The sequence below is a fragment of the Pseudomonas yamanorum genome (assembly GCF_013386765.1).
GTDB classification, from domain to species: domain Bacteria; phylum Pseudomonadota; class Gammaproteobacteria; order Pseudomonadales; family Pseudomonadaceae; genus Aquipseudomonas; species Aquipseudomonas yamanorum_A.
Genome location: NZ_JACARE010000040.1, coordinates 1 through 20,240, shown reverse-complemented (window position 1 = coordinate 20,240; position 20,240 = coordinate 1). Strand labels below are relative to the sequence as shown.

At 62.8% G+C, this 20,240-nt stretch carries 20 protein-coding genes; 4 read left to right on the top strand and 16 right to left on the bottom strand.

The window, feature by feature from the left end; all coding sequences use genetic code 11:
- Positions 1–2 precede the first annotated feature (2 nt).
- Positions 3–1,577, top strand: coding sequence for an alkaline phosphatase D family protein (locus HX875_RS27035; RefSeq protein WP_177047355.1), 1,575 nt, complete (start codon positions 3–5; stop codon positions 1,575–1,577).
- A gap of 161 nt (positions 1,578–1,738) precedes the next feature.
- Here the strand turns inward: HX875_RS27035 and gspM are convergent, their stop codons facing one another.
- The 13 genes from gspM to gbpA form a co-directional block, all read right to left on the bottom strand.
- Positions 1,739–2,167 carry a type II secretion system protein GspM gene (gene gspM / locus HX875_RS27030; protein ID WP_177047353.1) on the bottom strand — a complete coding sequence of 143 codons (429 nt, stop codon included), beginning with the start codon at positions 2,165–2,167 and terminating at the stop codon, positions 1,739–1,741.
- On the bottom strand, positions 2,164–3,258 hold the full coding sequence (gene gspL / locus HX875_RS27025) for a type II secretion system protein GspL (RefSeq protein ID WP_177047345.1): 1,095 nt from the start codon (positions 3,256–3,258) through the stop codon (positions 2,164–2,166). Before gspL ends, gspM begins: the two co-directional genes overlap by 4 nt.
- Positions 3,255–4,052 (bottom strand): type II secretion system protein GspK, encoded by a 798-nt coding sequence (locus HX875_RS27020; RefSeq protein WP_371321502.1) that lies wholly within the window; start codon positions 4,050–4,052, stop codon positions 3,255–3,257. The genes gspL and HX875_RS27020 overlap by 4 nt, the downstream gene beginning before the upstream one ends.
- Before the next feature lie 32 nt (positions 4,053–4,084).
- Complete coding sequence (gspJ, locus tag HX875_RS27015) at positions 4,085–4,627, bottom strand: type II secretion system minor pseudopilin GspJ (protein WP_177047341.1); 543 nt, start codon at positions 4,625–4,627, stop codon at positions 4,085–4,087.
- Positions 4,620–4,988 carry a type II secretion system minor pseudopilin GspI gene (gene gspI / locus HX875_RS27010; protein ID WP_177047339.1) on the bottom strand — a complete coding sequence of 123 codons (369 nt, stop codon included), beginning with the start codon at positions 4,986–4,988 and terminating at the stop codon, positions 4,620–4,622. Before gspI ends, gspJ begins: the two co-directional genes overlap by 8 nt.
- The gene (locus HX875_RS27005; protein ID WP_177047337.1) at positions 4,981–5,448 is read right to left on the bottom strand and encodes a prepilin-type N-terminal cleavage/methylation domain-containing protein; all 468 of its coding nucleotides are present in this window, start codon (positions 5,446–5,448) and stop codon (positions 4,981–4,983) included. Before HX875_RS27005 ends, gspI begins: the two co-directional genes overlap by 8 nt.
- Positions 5,448–5,903: a type II secretion system major pseudopilin GspG gene (gene gspG, locus HX875_RS27000; RefSeq protein ID WP_177047335.1), complete on the bottom strand. Its 456-nt coding sequence runs from the start codon at positions 5,901–5,903 to the stop codon at positions 5,448–5,450. The genes HX875_RS27005 and gspG overlap by 1 nt, the downstream gene beginning before the upstream one ends.
- 3 nt (positions 5,904–5,906) lie before the next feature.
- Positions 5,907–7,115 carry a type II secretion system inner membrane protein GspF gene (gene gspF / locus HX875_RS26995; RefSeq protein ID WP_177047333.1) on the bottom strand — a complete coding sequence of 403 codons (1,209 nt, stop codon included), beginning with the start codon at positions 7,113–7,115 and terminating at the stop codon, positions 5,907–5,909.
- A 3-nt stretch (positions 7,116–7,118) separates the two neighbouring features.
- Positions 7,119–8,591 (bottom strand): type II secretion system ATPase GspE, encoded by a 1,473-nt coding sequence (gene gspE / locus HX875_RS26990; protein ID WP_177047331.1) that lies wholly within the window; start codon positions 8,589–8,591, stop codon positions 7,119–7,121.
- Complete coding sequence (gspD, locus tag HX875_RS26985; RefSeq protein WP_177047329.1) at positions 8,588–10,501, bottom strand: type II secretion system secretin GspD; 1,914 nt, start codon at positions 10,499–10,501, stop codon at positions 8,588–8,590. Before gspD ends, gspE begins: the two co-directional genes overlap by 4 nt.
- A gap of 8 nt (positions 10,502–10,509) precedes the next feature.
- Positions 10,510–11,034: a type II secretion system protein N gene (locus HX875_RS26980; protein ID WP_371321500.1), complete on the bottom strand. Its 525-nt coding sequence runs from the start codon at positions 11,032–11,034 to the stop codon at positions 10,510–10,512.
- A 7-nt stretch (positions 11,035–11,041) separates the two neighbouring features.
- On the bottom strand, positions 11,042–11,590 hold the full coding sequence (locus HX875_RS26975; protein WP_177047325.1) for a cytochrome b: 549 nt from the start codon (positions 11,588–11,590) through the stop codon (positions 11,042–11,044).
- Between the two features lie 68 nt (positions 11,591–11,658).
- On the bottom strand, positions 11,659–13,125 hold the full coding sequence (gbpA, locus tag HX875_RS26970; protein WP_177047323.1) for an N-acetylglucosamine-binding protein GbpA: 1,467 nt from the start codon (positions 13,123–13,125) through the stop codon (positions 11,659–11,661).
- Positions 13,126–13,407: 282 nt separating this feature from the next.
- Here gbpA and HX875_RS26965 point away from each other — a divergent pair, with 282 nt between their 5' ends.
- Positions 13,408–14,034: a response regulator transcription factor gene (locus HX875_RS26965; protein WP_177047321.1), complete on the top strand. Its 627-nt coding sequence runs from the start codon at positions 13,408–13,410 to the stop codon at positions 14,032–14,034.
- Positions 14,035–14,042: 8 nt separating this feature from the next.
- Positions 14,043–14,921, top strand: a complete 879-nt coding sequence (locus HX875_RS26960) for a response regulator (RefSeq protein ID WP_177047319.1) — start codon at positions 14,043–14,045, stop codon at positions 14,919–14,921.
- On the opposite strand, the gene HX875_RS26955 is transcribed toward HX875_RS26960, so the two are convergent.
- The 3 genes from HX875_RS26955 to HX875_RS26945 all read right to left on the bottom strand — a co-directional run bounded on the left by HX875_RS26955 (position 14,899) and on the right by HX875_RS26945 (position 17,374).
- Positions 14,899–15,333, bottom strand: coding sequence for a hypothetical protein (locus HX875_RS26955; protein ID WP_177047374.1), 435 nt, complete (start codon positions 15,331–15,333; stop codon positions 14,899–14,901). The genes HX875_RS26960 and HX875_RS26955 overlap by 23 nt on opposite strands.
- An 80-nt stretch (positions 15,334–15,413) precedes the next feature.
- On the bottom strand, positions 15,414–16,694 hold the full coding sequence (locus HX875_RS26950) for a sensor histidine kinase (RefSeq protein ID WP_177047317.1): 1,281 nt from the start codon (positions 16,692–16,694) through the stop codon (positions 15,414–15,416).
- Positions 16,691–17,374, bottom strand: coding sequence for a response regulator transcription factor (locus HX875_RS26945; protein WP_177047315.1), 684 nt, complete (start codon positions 17,372–17,374; stop codon positions 16,691–16,693). The genes HX875_RS26950 and HX875_RS26945 overlap by 4 nt, the downstream gene beginning before the upstream one ends.
- Positions 17,375–17,587: 213 nt before the next feature.
- On the opposite strand from HX875_RS26945, the gene bamA reads away from it, so the two are divergent.
- The gene (bamA, locus tag HX875_RS26940) at positions 17,588–19,960 is read left to right on the top strand and encodes an outer membrane protein assembly factor BamA (protein WP_177047313.1); all 2,373 of its coding nucleotides are present in this window, start codon (positions 17,588–17,590) and stop codon (positions 19,958–19,960) included.
- Positions 19,961–20,240: the final 280 nt, after the last annotated feature.

Sequence of the window (20,240 nt, the reverse complement as noted above, 5' to 3'; positions counted from 1 at the left end):
CCATGACTGTTGATCTCAATCGCCGGCAGGCCTTGCGCCTGTTGGCCGGGGCGGCGGCCGCCCCGCTGATCCTGCGCTACGGCAGTGCCCTGGCCGGTGTTGCCACGCCATTTACCCTGGGGGTCGCCAGCGGCGATCCGTGGCCGGACGGCTTTGTCATCTGGACCCGCCTGAGCACCCTGCCGCTGTTTCCCGGCAACGAGTACGCGTTACCCGCAAGCATCCCGGTGGACTGGGAAGTGGCCCTGGATGAAAACTTCAGCCGCATCGCCCAGCGCGGTCGCACCCAGGCCCTGGCGATCAATGGCCACGCGGTGCATGTGGAACTGCACGGCCTGCAGCCGGGGCGGGAATACTGGTACCGCTTTATCGCGTTGGGCGAACGCGGCACGGCGGGTCGAGCGCTAACGCTACCGGCGCTCAACGCCAGGGTCGACCGCCTGAAACTCGGCGTCGCCTCCTGCGCGCATTACGAGCGTGGCTTTTTCAGCGCCTATCGGCACATGGCCAATGAGCGGCCCGACCTGGTGCTGTTTCTCGGCGACTACATCTACGAATACACCAACAAACCCGGCACCCCGGGCCTGGCCCGCAGCTATGGCGCCCCCGAAGCCACCGACCTCGCCGGCTACCGCTATCGCTACGCGCTGCACAAGACCGACCCGGACCTGCAACAACTGCACGCCGCCGCGCCGTGGATCGCCACCTGGGACGACCATGAAGTGCAGGACGACTACTCGGGCCTGTCCTCCCGGGACCCAAGCGTCACTGTGGCCGCGTTTCAGCAACGGCGGGCGGCGGCGTATCAGGCGTTCCTGGAAAACATGCCGGTGCGTCGGCCACCGATAGGCAGCAATGGCAGCCCGCAGATTTACCGACGGTTTACCTACGGCGACCTGGCGGCGATCCCGGTACTCGATGGCCGACAATATCGCTCGCGCCAGCCGTGCTACCAGGCACCGAACTTCGGCAAGGGCCATATGGAATTGAGCAGTTGCGTCGACCTCGCCGACCCCAAACGCACGCTGTTGGGTTTCGAGCAGGAGCGCTGGCTGTATGACGGCCTGCGCCGCAGCGACAGCCGCTGGAACCTGCTGGCCCAGGACCTGTTGGTGGCACCGCTGCGGGCGCAAAAACCCGGCAGCGACGACGCCCGTTACTGGACCGACAGTTGGGACGGCTTCCAGGCCGCCCGTGGCCGCCTGATCGACAACCTGCGGGACAGCCGCGCGGCCAACCCGGTGGTGCTCAGCGGCGACTACCACTCCTTCTGGGCGAACCATCTCTACGAGCGGCCCGAAGACCCCGACTCACGGCTGGTAGCGGCGGAGTTTGTCGGCACCTCCATCACCTCCAACGGCCCCAGCTACGAAGCGGTGCAATCGATCCTGCCGGACAACCCGCAGATTCGCTTCTACGACAGCCGCCCGCGCGGGTACCTGTCATTGGAGCTGACGCCTGAACGGCTGGAGGTGAAGATGCAGGCGATTTCGGACCGGCTGGACCCGAATGCCACGGTCTCGACCCTCAAACAGTTTGTGGTGGAAAGCGGCAGCCCGCAGGTGCAGGAAGTTTAATTGCGCCCGCCCCTGTCCCACTGTGCCGGCCGGACCAGATTGCCCAACCAGCCAGCGCACGGTCACCTCGTCGCGCACATCGACTTGCAGGGCCTCCGTTTAGCGAAATGCGTGTATTCATGATGGTGGCGCTCAAGCCATGGAGTGTAGATACCTATCGGCTACCTGAGCACAACGCGAGCCCATAACTGGTTGTCGCGTTTCTCCAGGCTCAGCGATTGCAGGCCCTCGCCCTCTCGCTCCATACGGTCCAGCCAGGCCAGCAGCGCCTGGGCGTCACCACTGAGCGTCACACGCAAAGAGTCGCCCTCGCTGTCCATCTGCTGGATGTCCAGCGTCGCCGCCACCGCGCTGTCACTCACTCGCAAGGACAGCGGCCGGTCGGAAGCTGGTCGGGCGACACCGCCGGGCCGCGCCTGTTGCAGTTGCCCAGCCAACATCATCTGCTGCTGGTACTGGCGCTCGCTGCCGGCCATCCGCTGGACGGTGGGCTGCCACACCAGGCTGAAGGCCAGCGCGCCGAGAAGGCAAAGCCCCATGGCCAACAACAGCCAGCGCTCACGCGGGGAAATCTGCTGCCAACGGCTCATGCCTCATCCTCCATCGCCAGGCTGACGTGCACCCGGTTGTGCTGCTGACTCGCACTCTCCAGCCGCACCGGCATGCCCTGCTGCCGGCCACGCTCGCGCAGTTGCTCAAGCTCGGCAAAGCTGTTGGCGGTGAGTTGGACTTTCCAGCCTTCGCCCTGGCGATAGTCGATGCGTTGCACTTCCACGCTGCTGGCGCCGACCACCCGGTCCATCAAGCTCACCAGCCGTGCGATGTGCGTGTGTTGTGGCTCGGCGCGTTGCCGTTGCAGGGCCTTGAGCTGCATGGCCAGGTCGGCAATGCGCGGCTGGTCGGGGTAAAGCACCTTGAACCGCTGCTCGTTGCGCGCCGCCAGTTCTCGGGTTTCACCCTGCAAAAAGCTCACCCGGGCCTCACTGCCGGCCCAGCTCAGCAACGCCAGGGTCAGCAGCGATATGCCGGCGCTACGCCAGGGCATCAGCGCGCGACGCAGGGCGAATTCGCCGCTGAGCAGGTCAATGGCGTGGGCCGGGCGGGCGCAGAGAAATTGATCGATGTGGCTGGCATCCAAGCGTTGCAGGTCGGCGGGCAATGCCGGTTCAAGCTGTGACAAACCCTCGTCGCAGAGCACCAGGCGGGCCGGCAGCCCGCCCCCCAGCAACCACCGCCCATCCCTGTGCAGCGCCACGGGTTGGTCCCCCGGCAGCACGTCGGCATCCACGAACACCGCGCACACCGCCACGCCCGCTTGAGCCATCAAGGCAAGCACTGCGGTAAACCTCTCCCGGTTCACCACCATCACTGGATAACAACCTTGGGCGTCACGTGCACCGATGCCCAGGTGCAACGCCTCAAGCGGCTCACTCAGTTGGTCTTCCACCGCGAACGCGATGGCCTGAGCACCGGGATGGCGGCGCGAAGGCCAGGGATCGGTGCGTACCCAACTGCACAGTTCCATCGGCAGCAGCAGCTCGACAGCCTGGCCAATCAGTCCCCGGCCTCCCTGGGCCAGGGTCATCGGCCGGCCGGGCTGGCCGGCTGACCAGAGGGTGCATGGCCACTGGGCCGAGGGCTCAGCCAGGCCCTCGGCATTCAAATACAGGCGGGGTTTCATCGCGATACCTCGTTAGCCATCGAAGGGAGAATGCGCCGCGCAAGCACGTTAAAGCGCCGGGTCTCGGGGTTCAGCTCGACATCGGTGGCCGAGCGAAAAGTGCGCTTGCCCGACCTCGCCTGCACCGTTATGCGGTACCAGCGGCTTTGCACCCCAAGCCCGTGACCGTTGAGGGCGGTGCCCGCCAGCAGCGGGTCGTGGGTGAATGCCTGCACGCTGGGCCAGGCCTGCGTGGCGCGCTGGCGCATCAGAGCCTCGGTGTCGAGGTCACCCAGCGTGCGCAGCACCAGGGCCGGTGCGGTGTTGATGTTCAGCGTGGCCTGGGCCGGCAGGAACGCCACCCAGGGTTCCAGTTGATCCAAGGTGCGCTGGTCGACACCCGGCAACAACCGCAACTGACTCAGCTCGCGCACGGCGCCCACCGGCGGCAGTGGCAAATCCTGCAGGCCGAGCCCCCCCAGCAGGCGTTGCCAGCGCTCAAGGGCGACCGCATCGACCTTGCCGGGTGCCAACAAGGCATTCAGATTCAAGCGGCCCGAAAGGTCTTCGATCGTCACCTGGACATCGCCGTCCTCAAGCACCAGGCCGTGTGCCCATTCCTGGGTCAAATCGACGGTTTTGGGGCGAGACTGTACGGCCTGCGTCAACTGCATCAACGCCCGGGTTTCGCCAGCGACCCCAAGCTGGCGCAAGCTCACCTGGTGCATCTGTTGCCCGCTGCTTTGCAACAGCAAACGCTGGCTGCGCAACAAACCGCTGACCAACAGCAAGGCCAGGCTCATCACCAGCAGCACACTGATCAACGCAACACCGCGCTGGCCCCCTCTCACTGCAAACCTGCGGGCAATAGCAACACGCGCCGGATCGCGTCAAACCGCCCCACGCTCAACCGCACTTCCAGGGCCATGGGCGCCAGTGCGTATTGGCCCAGGACCGAGTGACTACGCCAGCCGGAAGCCGGATCGTAAAGGCGCCAACTGACGGCCTGCACCTCTTCGAGCAGTTTTTGCCGCTGCACCCGCGACGAGCCCTCGCCCATGCTGTCACGCCACAGCACGCCGTTTTCCAGGCGATAGGTCAGTTGCTGGCGCTGGCTGCGCGGCTGGTCCAGGGGGTTGCGCCAGTTGCTGCGTTGCACTTGCAGGGAGGTGTTTTTCAGCACCACGGCTTGCTCGGTGACATGCAGCACGTCCCACTCGATCAAGGCCATCGCCCGCTGCAGGTTGCGCAAATCCCTATCGTGGGTCGCGGTACCGCGTTGCACCCGCACCAACCCGTCGAACAGGCTCCAGCTGGCCAGGCCCAACAGGGCAAAAATCGCCATGGCGATCACCAGCTCAAGCAAGGTAAAACCGGACTGGCTATTCATGCCGGGCCGCCATCCAGCCACGGGTCTGGTACAGCGGGTATTCGCTGCCGGCCAGGCTGACAAACAGGTCGACCCTCAACAACACCGGGTCGCGTGCGGCACTGATCTGCTGGCGCACGTGCCAGTCGCGGCTGTCCATGCGCACCACGTGCCGCTGCTCACCCACCGTGACGTCGCGCCGCAGGCGCAGCTCGGTCAAGTGGTTATCCCCGATCCATGTCGCCAGCACCCGCTCTTGCAACCCACTGCGCTGTTTGAGCACGTACTGGCTGGCCGACAACACCGCAGCGGCCAGAGTGGCAAACACCGCGAGCGCGATCATCACTTCCAGCAAGGTAAAACCCCGCTCGCGACTATTCATCGAGCACCACCTGGCCGATGCCGTCGCTGGACAGGCGCAACACGGTTTTGCCCTGAATAAAAAATGTCAGGCTGAACTCGCTGGTTTCATCACTGCTCAGGGCCAGCAATTGCGCCGGCCCTTGATCCGCGCCCAGGCTCATGAATTGCCCCTCTTGCTCAAGCCGCAACCGCAGCTCGGCAGGCCAGGCGTAGAGCCTGCTCACCGGTTGCCAATCCTGCCCGGCCAGGCGCACCGCGCGATACCCGTCGGTGCTCAAGCGCACACCGTATTCCACACCTTCCAGCACGGCGCGATCGCGCGATTGTTGAACCAGCCGCACGATGGCCTCCGCATCCTGCCGGGCGATACGTCCGGGGTTGGCGCCCACGGCAAACGTGACCATGCCCAGCAGCACGCCAGCCAACACCATCACAATCATCAGTTCCAGCAAGGTAAAGCCTCGACAGCGGCGCCTCATCAGTCGCTCCAGTTACCGATGTCGGCGGCGAACCCTTCCCCGCCCGCCACACCATCGGCGCCGAAGGAATACAGGTCATAGCTGCCATCCTGGGAGTGCATGCCGGGGTTGAGGTACTGATACGGCGTGCCCCACGGGTCCACCGGGATACTTTTCAAATAGCCCTGGGGGTTCCAGCCCCGCGCCGCCGGCAAGCCGGAGGGGCGTTTGCTCAGGGCCTCCAGGCCCTGCTGGGTGGAGGGATAGTCGTGGTTGTCCAGGCGGTACATCTCCAGCGCGGTGGCGATGGCCTGGACATCGGTTTTGGTGGCCGTGACTTTGGCCTGGTCGGGCCGGCTCATGAATTGCGGCACCACAATCGCGCCGAGGATGCCGATGATGACCACCACCACCATGATTTCGATCAGAGTAAAACCGCGCTGTCGGCACGGCAGGTTATTGGGTTGAGGTTGCATGGGTCAGTTCACCAATTGGTTGAGGCTCAGAATCGGCAGGAGGATGGCCAGTACGATCAGCAGCACCACGCCGCCCATCAGCACCAGCATGAAAGGTTCAAACAGGCTCACCACCAGGGTGATCCGTGCGGCCAGGCTGCTTTCCTGTTGTTCGGCCGCACGGGCAAGCATGGCGTCGAGTTCACCGGCTCGCTCGCCGCTGGCGATCATGTGCAGCATCATCGGCGGGATGTCGCCGCTGAGTTCCAGGCCACGGGTCAGGGTGCCGCCCTCGCGCACCGAGCGGGCCACATCGGCCATGCGCGCGCGGATGGTCAGGTTGCCGATCACCGCGGCGCTGATTTCCAGGGCGTCCACCAGGGGCACGGCGCTTTTGCCGAGAATCGCCAGGGTGCTGGCGAACCGTGCGGCTTCCATCTCCCGCAGCACCTTGCCCACCAGCGGCAGCTGCAACGCCAGGTGATGCCAGCGCAGGCGCCAGGTCGGCTGCTTCAAGCTCCAGCGCCACGCTCCGATTACACCCGCCAGCAGCCCGGCCATCAGCACACCGTGATGGCGCAGGCCGTCACTCACGCCGATCAGCAGTTGGGTCAGCACAGGCAGGGCCTGGCCGCTTTCGACAAAAATCTTCACCACATCCGGTACGACAAAGCCCAGCAGAAAGCCGACGATGGCCACACTGGCGGTCATCAGGATCAACGGGTACACCATGGCCATCTGGATCTTCTGCCGTGACGCCTGACGCGCCTGGGTGTAGGCCGCCAATTGCGCCAGCACCTGGCCCAGGTGGCCGGAGCACTCACCAGCAGACACCGTGGCGCAGAACAGTTCGGGGAATGCCTTGGGGAACAGGCCCAGCGCCATGGCCAGGGAATGCCCCTCCATGACCCGGCTGCGCACCGCCGATAACAACCCGGCCACCCGGCGCCTGGCGCTTTGCCGGGCCACGGCGTGCAGGGCTTCTTCCAGCGGCAGCCCGGCCTGGACCAGTGTCGACAGTTGCAAGGTCAGCAGCGCCAGGTCTGCCGCACTAAGGCGCCCTGCGCGGGGCGTAGTGTGTGTGGCGCCGCTGGCCTTGACCTCGGTCACACTGCGCGGCCACAACCCGCGAGCCCGCACTTGCTGGCGCGCCTGTTGCGGGCTGTCGGCTTCCACCCGGCCCCGGCAGCCACGGCCCGCCCCATCCTGGGCACGGTATTCGAAGGTTGCCATCCCCTAAACCTCCTGCGTCACGCGCAACAGTTCGTCGACGCTGGTCATGCCGTCGAGTACCCGCTGGCGGCCGTCCTGAAACAGGCTGCGCGACGCCTTGCGCACCTCATCGGTCAGTGCCAGCTCGCTGGCGCCCTGGTGAATCAGCGCGGCCACGGCCGGCGTCACACACACCAACTCGTAAATCCCGATACGCCCGCGATAGCCCTGCTGGCACTGCTCACAACCCACCGCACTGAATACCTGCGGCGCCGCCAGGGGGTCGACCCCCAGACGCCGGCAGGCGCAGGCATCGGCGATGCCGGCGGCCTTGCAGTGCGGGCACAATGCACGCAACAGGCGTTGGGCCAGAATCCCCACCAGGGACGATGCCAACAGGTACGCATCAACACCCATGTCTACCAGCCGGGTCACCGCCCCCACCGCGCTGTTGGTGTGCAGCGTCGACAGCACAAGGTGCCCGGTGAGCGAAGCCTGGACCGCGATTTCGGCAGTCTCGCGGTCGCGGATCTCACCGACCATGACCACATCCGGATCCTGGCGCAGGATGGCACGCAGGCCTCGGGCGAAGGTCATGTCGACCTTGGGGTTGACCGGCATCTGGCCGACACCCGGCAGGTGATATTCGATGGGATCTTCCACCGTCAGGATGTTACGGGTCTGATCGTTCAGGCTGCTGAGCGCCGCGTACAGGCTGGTGGTTTTGCCGGAGCCGGTGGGGCCGGTGACCAGGAAGATGCCGTGGGGTTTGCCCAGCAACTGTCGCAACGCCGCCAGGGTCTCGTCGGGCATGCCCAGGCGCGGCAGTTGCAGGCGCCCGGCCTGTTTGTCCAGCAGCCGCAACACCACTCGCTCGCCATGGGCCGAGGGCAACGTGGAGACCCGCACATCGACCTCATGCCCGGCCAGGCGCAAGGCGATCCGGCCGTCCTGGGGGATACGTTTTTCGGCAATGTCCAGGCGCGCCATGACCTTGATCCGCGACACCAGCAACGTCGCCAGCTCACGCCTTGGCCGGAGTATTTCGCGCAGTTGGCCATCGACTCGCATACGCACCGACAGGTAGTGCTCAAAGGTCTCCAGGTGCACATCGGAGGCCTGCTCGCGCACGGCTTCGCTGAGCAGAGCGTTGATCAGGCGGATAATCGGCGCATCGCCTTGCTGCTCCAGCAGATCGGTGGTTTGCGGCACCTGGTCCACCAGGCTCAGCAGGTCCAATTCGTCGTCCAGGCCCTGGGCGACCGCCTGCGCCGCGCTTTGGCCTTCGCGGTAGACCGCCGCCAGGCGCGTCGCAAAGGTGTCGGCGTCCAGGCGCAGCAGCGGCAAGTCACGGCCACACACCCGGCGGGCCTCGCCGATGGCCGCCAGCGGCGTATCAGCGCGCAACGCCAGGTACCAGCCGGCCTCGCCACGGTCCAGCAACACGCCAAAACGCCTGGCGAAACCGAAGGGCAATTGCTCGCAGGCCACCGTCATGGATTCGGCGCTTTTTTACGTAGGTCCACCACCGGTGGATCGAACAACTCACTGGCATCCAGCGGCAACAACAGTGAGTTATTTTCCTGCGCCCCCGGCTTGCTCAGCTCACGCAGGGTGTCGTAGCGCTGCTGGCTGACAGCCGACAAATCCTGCTTGCTGCGCACGATCGTGGGGCGCAGGAACACCATCAGGTTGCTTTTGGTCTGGGTGTCGCGGCTCCAGCGAAACAACGCGCCCAGGTACGGAATGTCCCGCAGCAACGGCACGCCACTGGCCTGGGTGCGCACGCTGTCCTTGATCAGACCGCCGATCACGATGATCTCGCCGTCGTCCGCCAGGATGGTGCTTTTTAGCGCACGTTTGTTGGTGATCAAATCCGAGGAGTCGATGCCCGACACCGACGGTGCAATGTCAGAGACTTCCTGCTCGACCTCCAGGCGCAAGGTTGAACCCTCGTTGATGTAGGGCTTGATCTTGAGGCTGATGCCGACGTCCTTGCGCTCCACCGTCGTGAACGGATTGTCGGCGCCGCTGCTGTTGGTGGAATAGGAACCGGTCTTGAACGGTACGTTCTGGCCCACGATGATTTCGGCTTCCTGGTTGTCCAGGGTCAGCAGGCTCGGTGTGGACAACAGGTTGCTGCGGGTATTGCTGGCCAGGGCGGAAATCAGTGCGCCAAAGCGGTCCGTACCGAGCTTCAGGACGGCGGCTTCGGGGGCCGCTTTATCGCCGTCGAAATTCAGCCCGCCAATGATCGGAATGCCGGCGCCCGGGAAGTTGATGAAGCCTTTGGCGTCCCCTTTGTCGATCCCCCACTGCACGCCGATGGCTTCGGAAATATCCCCGGTGATCTCGACGATCGCCGCGTGGATCAACACCTGCGCCCGGGGCTGGTCCAGTTGGCGGACGATGTTTTCGATGGTACGGATCTGCGCCGGCTCGGCGATCAGCACCAGGGCGTTCTGGCTTTCGTCCGCCTTGATCATGAAGCTGGCACCCGGTGCGTTATCCCGGGCACCCGCCACGGCAGCCGCCGGCTTCTTGCCCTGCATCATCGAGTCCAACACCTCGGCCAGTTGTCTGGCGTCGCTGTGGCGCAGACGAATCACCCGGGCGTTATCGAGGATCGCCGTGGCCGGCACATCGAGGCTGCGCGCCATGTCGAGCAGCCGTTGACGTACCTCGGGCGGGCCGACAAACAACAGGCGGTTGGTGCGCGTATCGGCCAGCACCTGGATCGCCGTGTCGGCGCTGCGTTTACCCATCGCGGCTTCGAGCACCGGCGCGACATCGGCGGCCTGGGCGTGTTGCAGGGGCAGCACCACATGCTGTTGGCTTTTCCCGGAATCCAGCTGGCGCACCACCTGCGCGATCCGGCCTACATTGGCCGCCGTGTCGGTAATCACCAGGGCGTTGGCCGATACCGACGGGCCGACATAGCCGTTGCTCGACACCAGCGGTCGCACCAGCCCGGCAATGTCACCGGCACTGCTGCTGCCCAGGGCGATGACCTGAGTGGTGAACTGCGAGGCCGTGGTTTTGTTGCCGGCGCTCTGGCCGGCGCGGGTCTTGGCCTCGGCAACCGGGGCAATCAGGATCCGGTCGCCCTCGTCGATCACGGTGAAGTTGTGGGCATCGAGCACCGAGTAGAACAGCCGGCGCACGCCCTCCCGATCCAGGGCCTGGCGCGACATCACCGTCACACGCCCGGACACTCGCGGGTCGAGCACCACGGTGGTGCCGAGGATGTCGGATATTTCTTCGACGATGTCCCGCAGTTCGGCATTGTTCATCGCCAGTTGCCATTTTTCTTCTTCGGCCCACGTCGCGTCATGAAACAGCCCTGCGCACAAGGCCGAAAAAAGCAGCAAAGAGCGCAGGGTATTGACGCTGGGAAAACGCTTCATCAACTTGATCACTCTGATTGCCCGGCCATCGGGCGTAGAAAACGCGTGGGAATCGCCGGTATCGGCGTCTCGGTGCCCGCCTCAAGCCGTTGCAGGAAACGGTCGCCGCCGGTTTGCAACATCAGCCGCTCCTCGCGGCCTTTGTTCCACAGCACCACATGGTCGGCGCTCACCCGGCGCAACGTGCTGCCACCGGGCAAATGCTCGCCCACCACGTACAGCCGCGAGCCTTGGGCGTCGGCCAACAGCGCCTTCGACAACCCGTTACGCGCGATAAAACTGGCCTGTAAGGTGAGGTTCTGCGTGCTCGCCCGCAGATGGGTTTGCGGCACCAGCCCCAGCACGGTCGCCACGGCTGTCGCATCCAGCGCCTCACGCAACGGGGCGACCGGCGCCGACGTGTCGGCGATTGGCGCAGCGGTGAAGTGCTGGCGAAACCGCAGCTCTTGCCAGACCAGAAACGCCCCGTAGGCCACGGGCAACAACAGCAGCCCGGCCACACTCAAGCGCCGCCCCGGTAATCCAACGCTCACGGCAAGCTCATCTGTATCGGGGCTGTGCACGGTGGACGCGCGGGCGCAGCAACATCCGGCGCAACACACGGTCGCCGCACAGCTCATGCACCACCACCGCGCCGATGTGCAGCAGCACCAGCAGTAACAGCATGACGCAGGCCACGATATGCACGGCAAAACAGCGGGCAATCAGCACCGGGTCGCTCAAGGGCTGGGGGATTTCCAGCAGCGCGAACACGCTGATCGGGCGGTCCATCATCAATACGCCGCTGAACAGCACCACACCCACCATGAGGTAGATCGACAGATGGCCGAACGTTGCGAGCAGTTGCACAAGGGACAGAGATATCACGCGCGCAGGCTGGGCATGCAGAATCGTGAGGAAGATGCGCCAGACGAACACCGGGATAAACACCGTGGTCAGCGACACATTGAAAAACCCGACCGCGTGTTTGATTGCGGCAGGCACCGGCAGGCTGGCGATATAAAAACCGGACACCAGCGTCCACAGAATGACCACCGCCGACAACCAGTGCAGCAGCACTCGCTGTCTCGAGTAACCGGAAACTGACATGTGTGACTCGACTCTGGATAAAAAAGTCGGGCGGCCTGGCTCAGGCCGCCCGAAACATCAGGCAGGATTTACAGCTTGTCCCATGCGGCGTGCGAATGCGCACCTACGCCCGGCTCATAGCCGTTGGCGCTCGGGCTGTATTGTTTGCAATAACCGTCGGCCGGCCATTGCTTGCATTCGTAAACCTCATTGGTCTTGGGTTGCAGCACCTTGGTACCAGCCTTATAGCTTGCCAGGCCCTGAGGGAAGACGAAGTCGTACTCGATGCCGGCGCCTTCACCCGACAGGGTCACCGCCTGGGTATCCTGGCGCGTGGTGCGGCCATCCAGAGTGGTGCCTACCAGCGTCAGGGTGTGCGGGCCCGGATTGGAACGCACGTCCATCTCCAGGGTTGCAGAGCCACTCTCGACGGTCTGCTTGAGGCTGCCCGTGGCTTTGTTTTTGTCATCGAACAAGGTGGCTTCGATGTTCATTTGACGGTTGCCCACCATGCCGAAATCGAGCTTGACCAACCCTTTTTCCAGCACGTATTCAGGCTTGATGGCGCCCAGCGCCAGGGTGGCGGCGATGTCTTCTTGCATCTCCTGCTGAATTTCGTAGCGCACTACGCCGCTTTCTTTCTGGGCATAGATCGTGTTGCTGCCTTTGACCGGTTCGATGTCGCCCGCATCGTTACGGACACCGGCACGTACCAACTCGTGGGTCTGGTTAATTTTTTCCGCGAGTTTGAATGCCCACTCCTGCGGTTTGCCTTCTTCAGCATTGTCGATGCTGATTTCAACGCTGTAAGGGGTGCTCTCACCGCTGCCGTTAAAGGCGCGGGCCTTGACCTTGTCACCGGCCAGCAAGGTGGTCTCGCTGGCGATGTTTCCCACTGCGGACCAGCCTCCAGGCAACGCCGCTTCGGCTTGAATGTCGACATCGACGACGCTATAGAACGCCGCATCCGTATCAGCCACCGTCCACACCGCCAGGATCACGTGATAGCCAGACCTGTCATCCGGGATGGTGCAGTGATGCTTGGTATCGGCCACAGGCTTCTCGCCACGGCCATCGACCTCACAGAACGGCGCGCTGTCGAACGAGGCACGGGTCAGGGGTTGGTTCGGGTTCCAGTCCTTGCGGGTGATGAAGTACTCATGTTTGGTGGCCGGGTGCACGGCCGTGTACCTCCACTGGAAATCAATGCTGCGATCCTTCAATTCCGTCTTGTACCAACGTGTGGCGGACTGGGCGTCCATCGCTGAAAAAGACGGGTTGCCACCACTGGCGATCTTGCCGTCAACCGGCCCCTGCAGAGGCCCGCCGCCAGCACCGGCAGGAAACCCCTTGAAGGTTTCACCGACACTTTGTGGTTCGTATTGCGCGTTGCCGCAGTCGTTGTTCAAACCTTGCTGGCAAGCATAGGCACGCGATGGCGGGTATTGCGCATGCCCGTGGGCGCTGGCGCCTTGAGAGGCCAACATCGCCGACAGCAGAACCGCCGAAGACGTGCACGTAAAGACGGCACGGCGGCTATAAATTTTTGATTTCATCACTATTTCCAGACTGCAAGTGAGAACGCCAGGCAGGCGCCGTTCTTTTGCACGGCGTAACGCCGAACAACGGAAAGAAAGCCTATCGGGAAGAAAGGACGAAGTCTGTGAGCCGCCACTTACGTTCTTGCAAGAAATTTCTTATAGACAGCTCTAATGAGTAGAGCTAAGTGAGCGACAAAATTTCCGGGCAATTTCCTACATCTTTAAGAGACATGACTGACATCGAAACAGCGTTAATATCCCGCGCCAAACTCCATCAGACGATCAGGGAAGTTGCACATGCATAAAGTTGTACTGGTCGATGACCACCCCTTTATCAGAGCTTCCGTACGCGCGCTGGTGACTCAGGCCGGGCACAAAGTCGTGGCAGAAGCCGACAATGGTGTTGATGCGATCACCGCGGTCCGTGAATGGACGCCCGACCTGGTACTGCTGGATATCACCATGCCGCGCATGGACGGCATCACGGTGATCGAGAGAATCCGCGCGCTGGAAATGACCCCCAAAATCATCGTGCTGTCCTACCTGTCACCCGAGCATTACGCCATGCGCTGCGTCACTGCCGGGGCCGCCGGTTTTATCTGCAAGAGCGATGAGCTCAGTACCCTGCCCCAGGCCATCAAGAGCGTGATGGACGGCTATGTGTACTTCCCCCAGAGCAGCGTTCCGCTCAATGGCAAGGTCGGTGTGTTCACGCACGAGGAGCAACTGATTGCGACCTTGTCCAACCGTGAACTCTCGGTGTTCCAGCAGCTGTCCAACGGCATGAGCAATAAAGACATCGCCACCAATATCCTGCTCAGCAGCAAGACCATCAGCTGTTATAAAGCCCGGCTTTTCGCAAAGCTGAATGTGACGTCGGTGGTTGAGCTCGCGGATATGGCGCGGCGCAATAGTATTATTTAGGGGCTGGCGTGTTGAAACACTTGATCAACGAATGTGAAGGCATTTGCGCCGACGACCTGGGGCTGAGCGATCGCCAACAACTGATGGACGCGCCCGCCGAGCAGCCACCGCAGCCCCCAAAGGCCAGCGGTGCATTAAGCGTACTGATCGTGGATGACTTCATCGCCAACCGTGTGGTCTTGCGCCAACAACTCAGTTACCTGGGGCACGACGTACATGAGGCGCAAAGTGGCACGCACGCGTTGGAACTGTGGAACAGCCAACCGTTCGACGTGGTAATCAGCGATTGCAACATGCCCGGCATGAGCGGCTATGAACTGGCGCGCTCGATTCGCCGGCAAGAGCAACAACGAGGGGAACCCAACTGCCTGCTGCTGGGTTTCACCGCCAACACCGCGCCGGAAGAAAAACAGCGTTGCCTCGACTCGGGCATGAATGACTGCCTGTTCAAACCCGTGAGTCTTCAGCAACTGATCGACCGTTTGCAGCCTTTACAGGCCGAGTGCTTTGCACAGGATCAAGGGGCCGACCCCAGCATCACATGCATCGAAAAACAGCTGGGCGCATTCACCTTCGACAACCCCGCGGTGATTCAGGAATTGAAGGATGAGTTACTGAGCAACAGTCGCGTGGATATCGACCTTCTGGCCACGCTGATCCGGGAGGATGACCGGGAAGGGTTGGCGGAGTTTGCCCATAGGGTGAAAGGCCCCGCCCGGTTGATTCGCTACGAACAGCTGATTGTGTGCTGCGAAAACCTTGAGGCTGCTGCACAGGCTTCGCCGGGCAGGCTAGAGGAACTGGCCGATGCGCTGGAACGCTGCCTGGTGCACCTGGTGGACTGCCTTGGGGGCGATCCGGGCATCACTGATCCGCTGCATAAATAATGGTTTGCGCACAGTCGGGCGCAGCGGGCCGGCGGGTAAAGTAGGTGTCGCCTTCATCCGTATGAATCTCGTATTCAAACTTGGTTGCAGTGACATGCCTGATGATCTTCAGCACCCGCTGGAACTTCACGCTTTGGGTGCCGTTCTGGTTGGGCCCGGTGAGTACGTTGACGCTTTGAAACCAGCCGTCGTTCTTCCTGTTTGCCACCAGGGCGCCGCTCATGGCTTCGAACCGCTCCAGCCGGGTAAAGCCCCACAATGTTTGCTCTTCCACGGTTTGGCCGAGGGCGGCCGAACCGGTAAACACAAACAGATTGATCGCCGGGCTGTCTTCGCAGAAGAAATCGTAGGGCACCAACCCATCGACCATTTTCTTGCCGGCCACGAAGCCCTTTTTGTGCACCTGAAACATCGCCACCTCCACGCCAATGGCGTCACTGAACATCAGCTCACGCAGAGGGAAAGTCTAAGGGCGCAGGGCGTACAGGGCGGTCAAGCCAATGTAATTTCGTGTAAAGATCCCAGCCGGGGCAGGTTGATTTCCACGGTCAACCCGCCGGGTGGCTGGTTGTACGCCACGATGGTACCGCCATGCATTTCCACAGCCCGCAAGGCGATCGCCAGGCCCAGTCCGAAACCGCTATCGGCGTCGTTCGGGCCGCGTTCAAAGGGCCAGAAAATACGCGGCAACCGCAGCGGTTCAACCCCCGGCCCCTGGTCACTGATCAAAACCCTCAGCCAGGGTGTGTAGGGATTGATCTGCGCCGTGACCAGCACCGTCGTATCCGGTCGCGTGTAGCGCACCGCATTTCGAACGATATTCTCGAAACACCGGTACAACAGCTCGCCGCTGGCACAACTGACAAAGGCCGGGCACGCCTGCAAGCTGACACGACAGCCTTTGATACCGGCCTCGAACTGCGCATCCTCGACAATCACCGCCAGCAATTCGACGATATCCACCGGCTCGCGCTCGATGCTCTCGGGGCGGCCCTGCACGCGCGCCAGGGTCAACAGCGCCTCGATCAGTGTGTCCATGCGCGCCGATTCACGCTGGATGCGCCCGAGCATTTCCTCGCGTGCCGGGGCTTGCTGCAGCAGCCCGATGGCCGCTTGCATGCGCGTCAACGGTGAGCGCAGTTCATGGGAGATGTCGTGCAGCAGCTGTTGCTGGGCTTCCACCAGCAGTCTCAGCTGGTTGGCCATGCGGTCGCAGTCTTCGGCCAGGTCGACGATTTCATCACGGCGCTTGCCCATCATCGGCCGCACCCGGGTTTCGAAGCGCCCCTGGGCCACCTCGCCCATCGCCCGCCGCAGGAATGCCAACGGCCACGCCAGGTAGTAGGCCATGTACCCGCTGAACAGCGCACTCATCATGGTGCCGATGATCAACGGAATCCAATGGCCCAGCCGCCCGGGGTCGTGAGGTTTCAGGGACGACCTCAGTGACAGCGCGACGCCGTCCTTGCTGATCAGCGACTTTTCATAAGCCGGCCGCAGGACCGGCATGCCGGCCAGCAGTTGACCGGCACTGTCATAGACACCGATGGCCTGGCCGCGGGCAGGCTCCCACACCGCCAGGAGCTGGCGGCCCGAATCGACACCGTATTGCGCCAGCAACTGTTCTTCGCTGGCCAGGATCGCATCCAGGTGATGATCCCCGGGCCCCAGGCTGCCCGCCACCAGAATGCTCAACCCCACCAGGAACGTCAGGCTGGTGGCCAGCCAAAAGGCCAGGAACAGTTTCCAGAACAGCCGGCTGGGTTTCATCATTCGGCGATCAACAGGTAGCCGAGGCCGCGCACACTCTGGATCCAGGCCTTGGCGTCGGGGCGCGGGCCCAACTTCTGGCGAATGCTGCTGATGTGCACGTCGATGCGCCGGTCATAGCGGGTCAGCGGGCAACCCAGGGCGTTGAGGGACAGGTCCTTTTTGCTCACCACCTGGCCGGCGCAGCGGGCCAGCACTTCAAGCAGGCTGAATTCGGTGCTGGTCAGCCCCAGCTCGCAACCGTTCCAACGGGCCTGGCGTTTGCCGGGCCACAGCATCAGCGCGCCGGTCTTGATGACCTCCCCGGTCGGCTGGCCCACGGGCTGCACCCGGCGCATGATGGCGCGCAGGCGCGCCACCAGCTCACCGGGGGAACTGGGCTTGGGCACGTAATCGTCCGCGCCAAGCTCCAGCCCGGTGATGCGGTCGATGTTGTCGCCGCGGGCGGTGAGCAACACCACCGGCACCTGGCTGCTGGCGCGGATACGCCGCAGCACCTCGATGCCCGACAGCCTGGGCAGCATCACGTCCAGTACCACAATGCTGTAGCGCCCCGACAGCGCCTCCACTTCGCCCTCCTCGCCGGTGTGCACGCAGGTCGCCTCAAAGCCTTCATGCTCCAGGTATTGGCTCAGCATTTCAGTCAGTTCCTGGTCATCGTCGACTAGCAATACGCGGATCATGGCGAGCTCGTGAAGGGGTCTGGCCACAGTATCGCCCAGCGTCACCGCCCCGGGGCCAACCTTTACCTAACTTGACACTTGGTTAACCGCACCAAACCCCCGGCGCTCTTATGCTTGCCGTCCACCCGTCTGGCCGCGTTGTGGTGACCCGTCTGCGGCGGGTCATCCCGGCGCGCTTGCGCTGCTTGTCGATGTGTTCTGGAAAAGATCTTGATGAATTTTTCGCGCCTGCTCTGCTCGGTTGCGCTGCTGCTCAATGTCACACTTGCACACGCTGAAGCCTTCAAAATCTCGGATATCCGTATCAACGGCCTGCAACGGGTTTCTGCAGGCAGCGTGTTTGGTGCCTTGCCGCTGAACGTGGGGGACGAAGCGGATGATCGGCGCCTGGTGGATTCCACCCGCGCGTTGTTCAAGACCGGCTTCTTCCAGGACATCCAGTTGAGCCGCGACGGCACCGTGTTGATCATCAATGTGGTCGAGCGCCCCTCGGTGTCCAGCATCGAGTTCGAAGGCAACAAGGCCATCGCCACCGAAGACCTGCTCAAAGGCATGAAGCAGTCGGGCCTGGCCGAGGGCGAGATCTTCCAGCGTGCCACCCTCGAAGGCATGCGCAACGAACTGCAGCGCCAGTACGTGGCCCAGGGTCGCTACGCGGCCACGGTCGACACCGAAGTACTGCCGCAACCGCGCAACCGCGTGGGCCTGAAGATCAAGATCGACGAAGGCTCCGTGGCCGCGATCCAGCACATCAACGTAGTGGGCAACAAGGTATTTACCGACAAGGAACTGGCCGGCACCTTCACCCTCAAGACCAGCAATTGGCTGTCGTTCTTCACCAACGATGACAAGTACGCCCGCGAAAAACTCACCGGTGACCTGGAGCGCCTGCGCTCCTATTACCTGGACCGGGGCTATATCAACATGGATATCACCTCGACCCAGGTGTCCATCACCCCGGACAAGAAACACGTCTACATCACCGTCAACATCAACGAAGGCGAGAAATACACGGTGCGCGACGTGAAGCTCAGCGGCGAATTGAAAGTCCCGCAGGACCAGCTCGAGGCCCTGTTGCTGGTGCAGAAAGGCCAGGTATTCTCGCGCAAGCTGATGACCACCACCTCGGACCTGATTACCCGGCGCCTGGGTAACGACGGCTACACCTTCGCCAACGTCAACGGCGTACCCACACCCCACGATGAAGACCACACCGTGGACATCGTGTTTGCCGTCGACCCGGGCAAGCGCGCCTACGTGAACCGCATCAACTTCCGTGGCAACACCAAGACCGACGACCAGGTACTGCGCCGGGAAATGCGCCAGATGGAAGGCGGCTGGGCCTCGACCTACCTGATCGACCAGTCCAAGGTCCGCCTGGAGCGCCTGGGGTTCTTTAAAGAGGTCAACGTTGAAACCCCGGCCGTGGCGGGTGTAGATGACCAGCTGGATGTGAACTACGCCGTGGAAGAACAGGCGTCCGGCTCGATCACCGCCAGCGTCGGGTTTGCCCAGGATGCGGGGCTGATCCTCGGCGGCTCCATCACCCAGAACAACTTCCTCGGTACCGGGAACTACGCCAGCCTGGGCTTGACCCGCTCGCAATACCAAAGCAAGTACAACATCGGCTTTACCAACCCCTACTTCACACCGGACGGGGTGAGCCTGGGCTACAACGCGTTCTATAGCGCCACCGATTACAACAACTACTACGACGATGGCAGCGGTGTTTCCTACTACTCCATCAACAGCTATGGCGCCGGGGCCACACTCGGCTACCCGATCAATGAAACCTCGCGGTTGAGTTTTGGCCTGACGGTGCAACACGACAGCATCGACCCGGGTGTCTACAGCTCCGACGAGATCTACGACTTTCTGCAGCACAACGGCAGTGAGTTCACCAACTTCAAGGCCAACCTGGGTTGGTCGGAGTCAACCCTGAACAAAGGCGTGATGCCGACCCGTGGTTACTCGCAGAACCTGAACCTGACGGTGACCGTGCCGGGCAGTGACCTGAGTTTCTACAAGGTCGATTATTCCGGGCAGGCGTTCCTGCCGGTTACCAATTCGACAACGCTGCGCTTCCATACCAAGCTCGGTTACGCCGACGGATACGGCTCGACGGACGGCCTGCCGTTTTATGAAAACTACACCGCCGGGGGCGAGGGTTCGGTGCGGGGGTTTGAGAGCGGGACGCTTGGGCCGCGTAGTACGCCGGCCACGGGCGCGTATGCCAGTGCGGGGCAGGAGTACTATTCAGACCGGGATGCGGAGGCGTTGGGCGGTAACATTCTGATCACCGGTGGGGCGGAATACCTGTTCCCGATGCCGTTCCTCAAGGACAACAAGTCGGTCCGCACCTCCGTCTTCTGGGATGTGGGTAACGTGTACTCAGACAAGTGCGCGCTGACTACCACTCAGGGTTGCAATGGGGTTGACCTCAGTCAGTTGGCCGCCTCGGTGGGCGTTGGTGCTACGTGGTATAGCCCGTTGGGGCCGTTGAGTATCAACCTGGCGCTGCCGGTGCGTACGCCGGAGAATGCAACCAAGCAGGTGTTCCAGTTTTCCATGGGGCAGAATTTTTGACCTGCTGGAGGGTGGGGGCATATCCGTTGCTGCGGTAACGGCCGCTTATGGTTCCGCTCTTACAGCGGCTCACTTTTGAACAGCGCAAAAGTAAGCAAAACGCTCTTGCCCCACCACTCGGCACCTCGCTATGGCTCGGTGTGCCCTCTCTCCGGCATTACTCCGCGGGCCGCCGCGACGGGGCGTCCCTGCCCCGTCGCGGCTAAACCGGCGTCCTGCCGGTTTACCCGCTCCGTAATACCTGCGTTCGGCCAGCGTGGTTTAACGGGGCGCCTAAGAC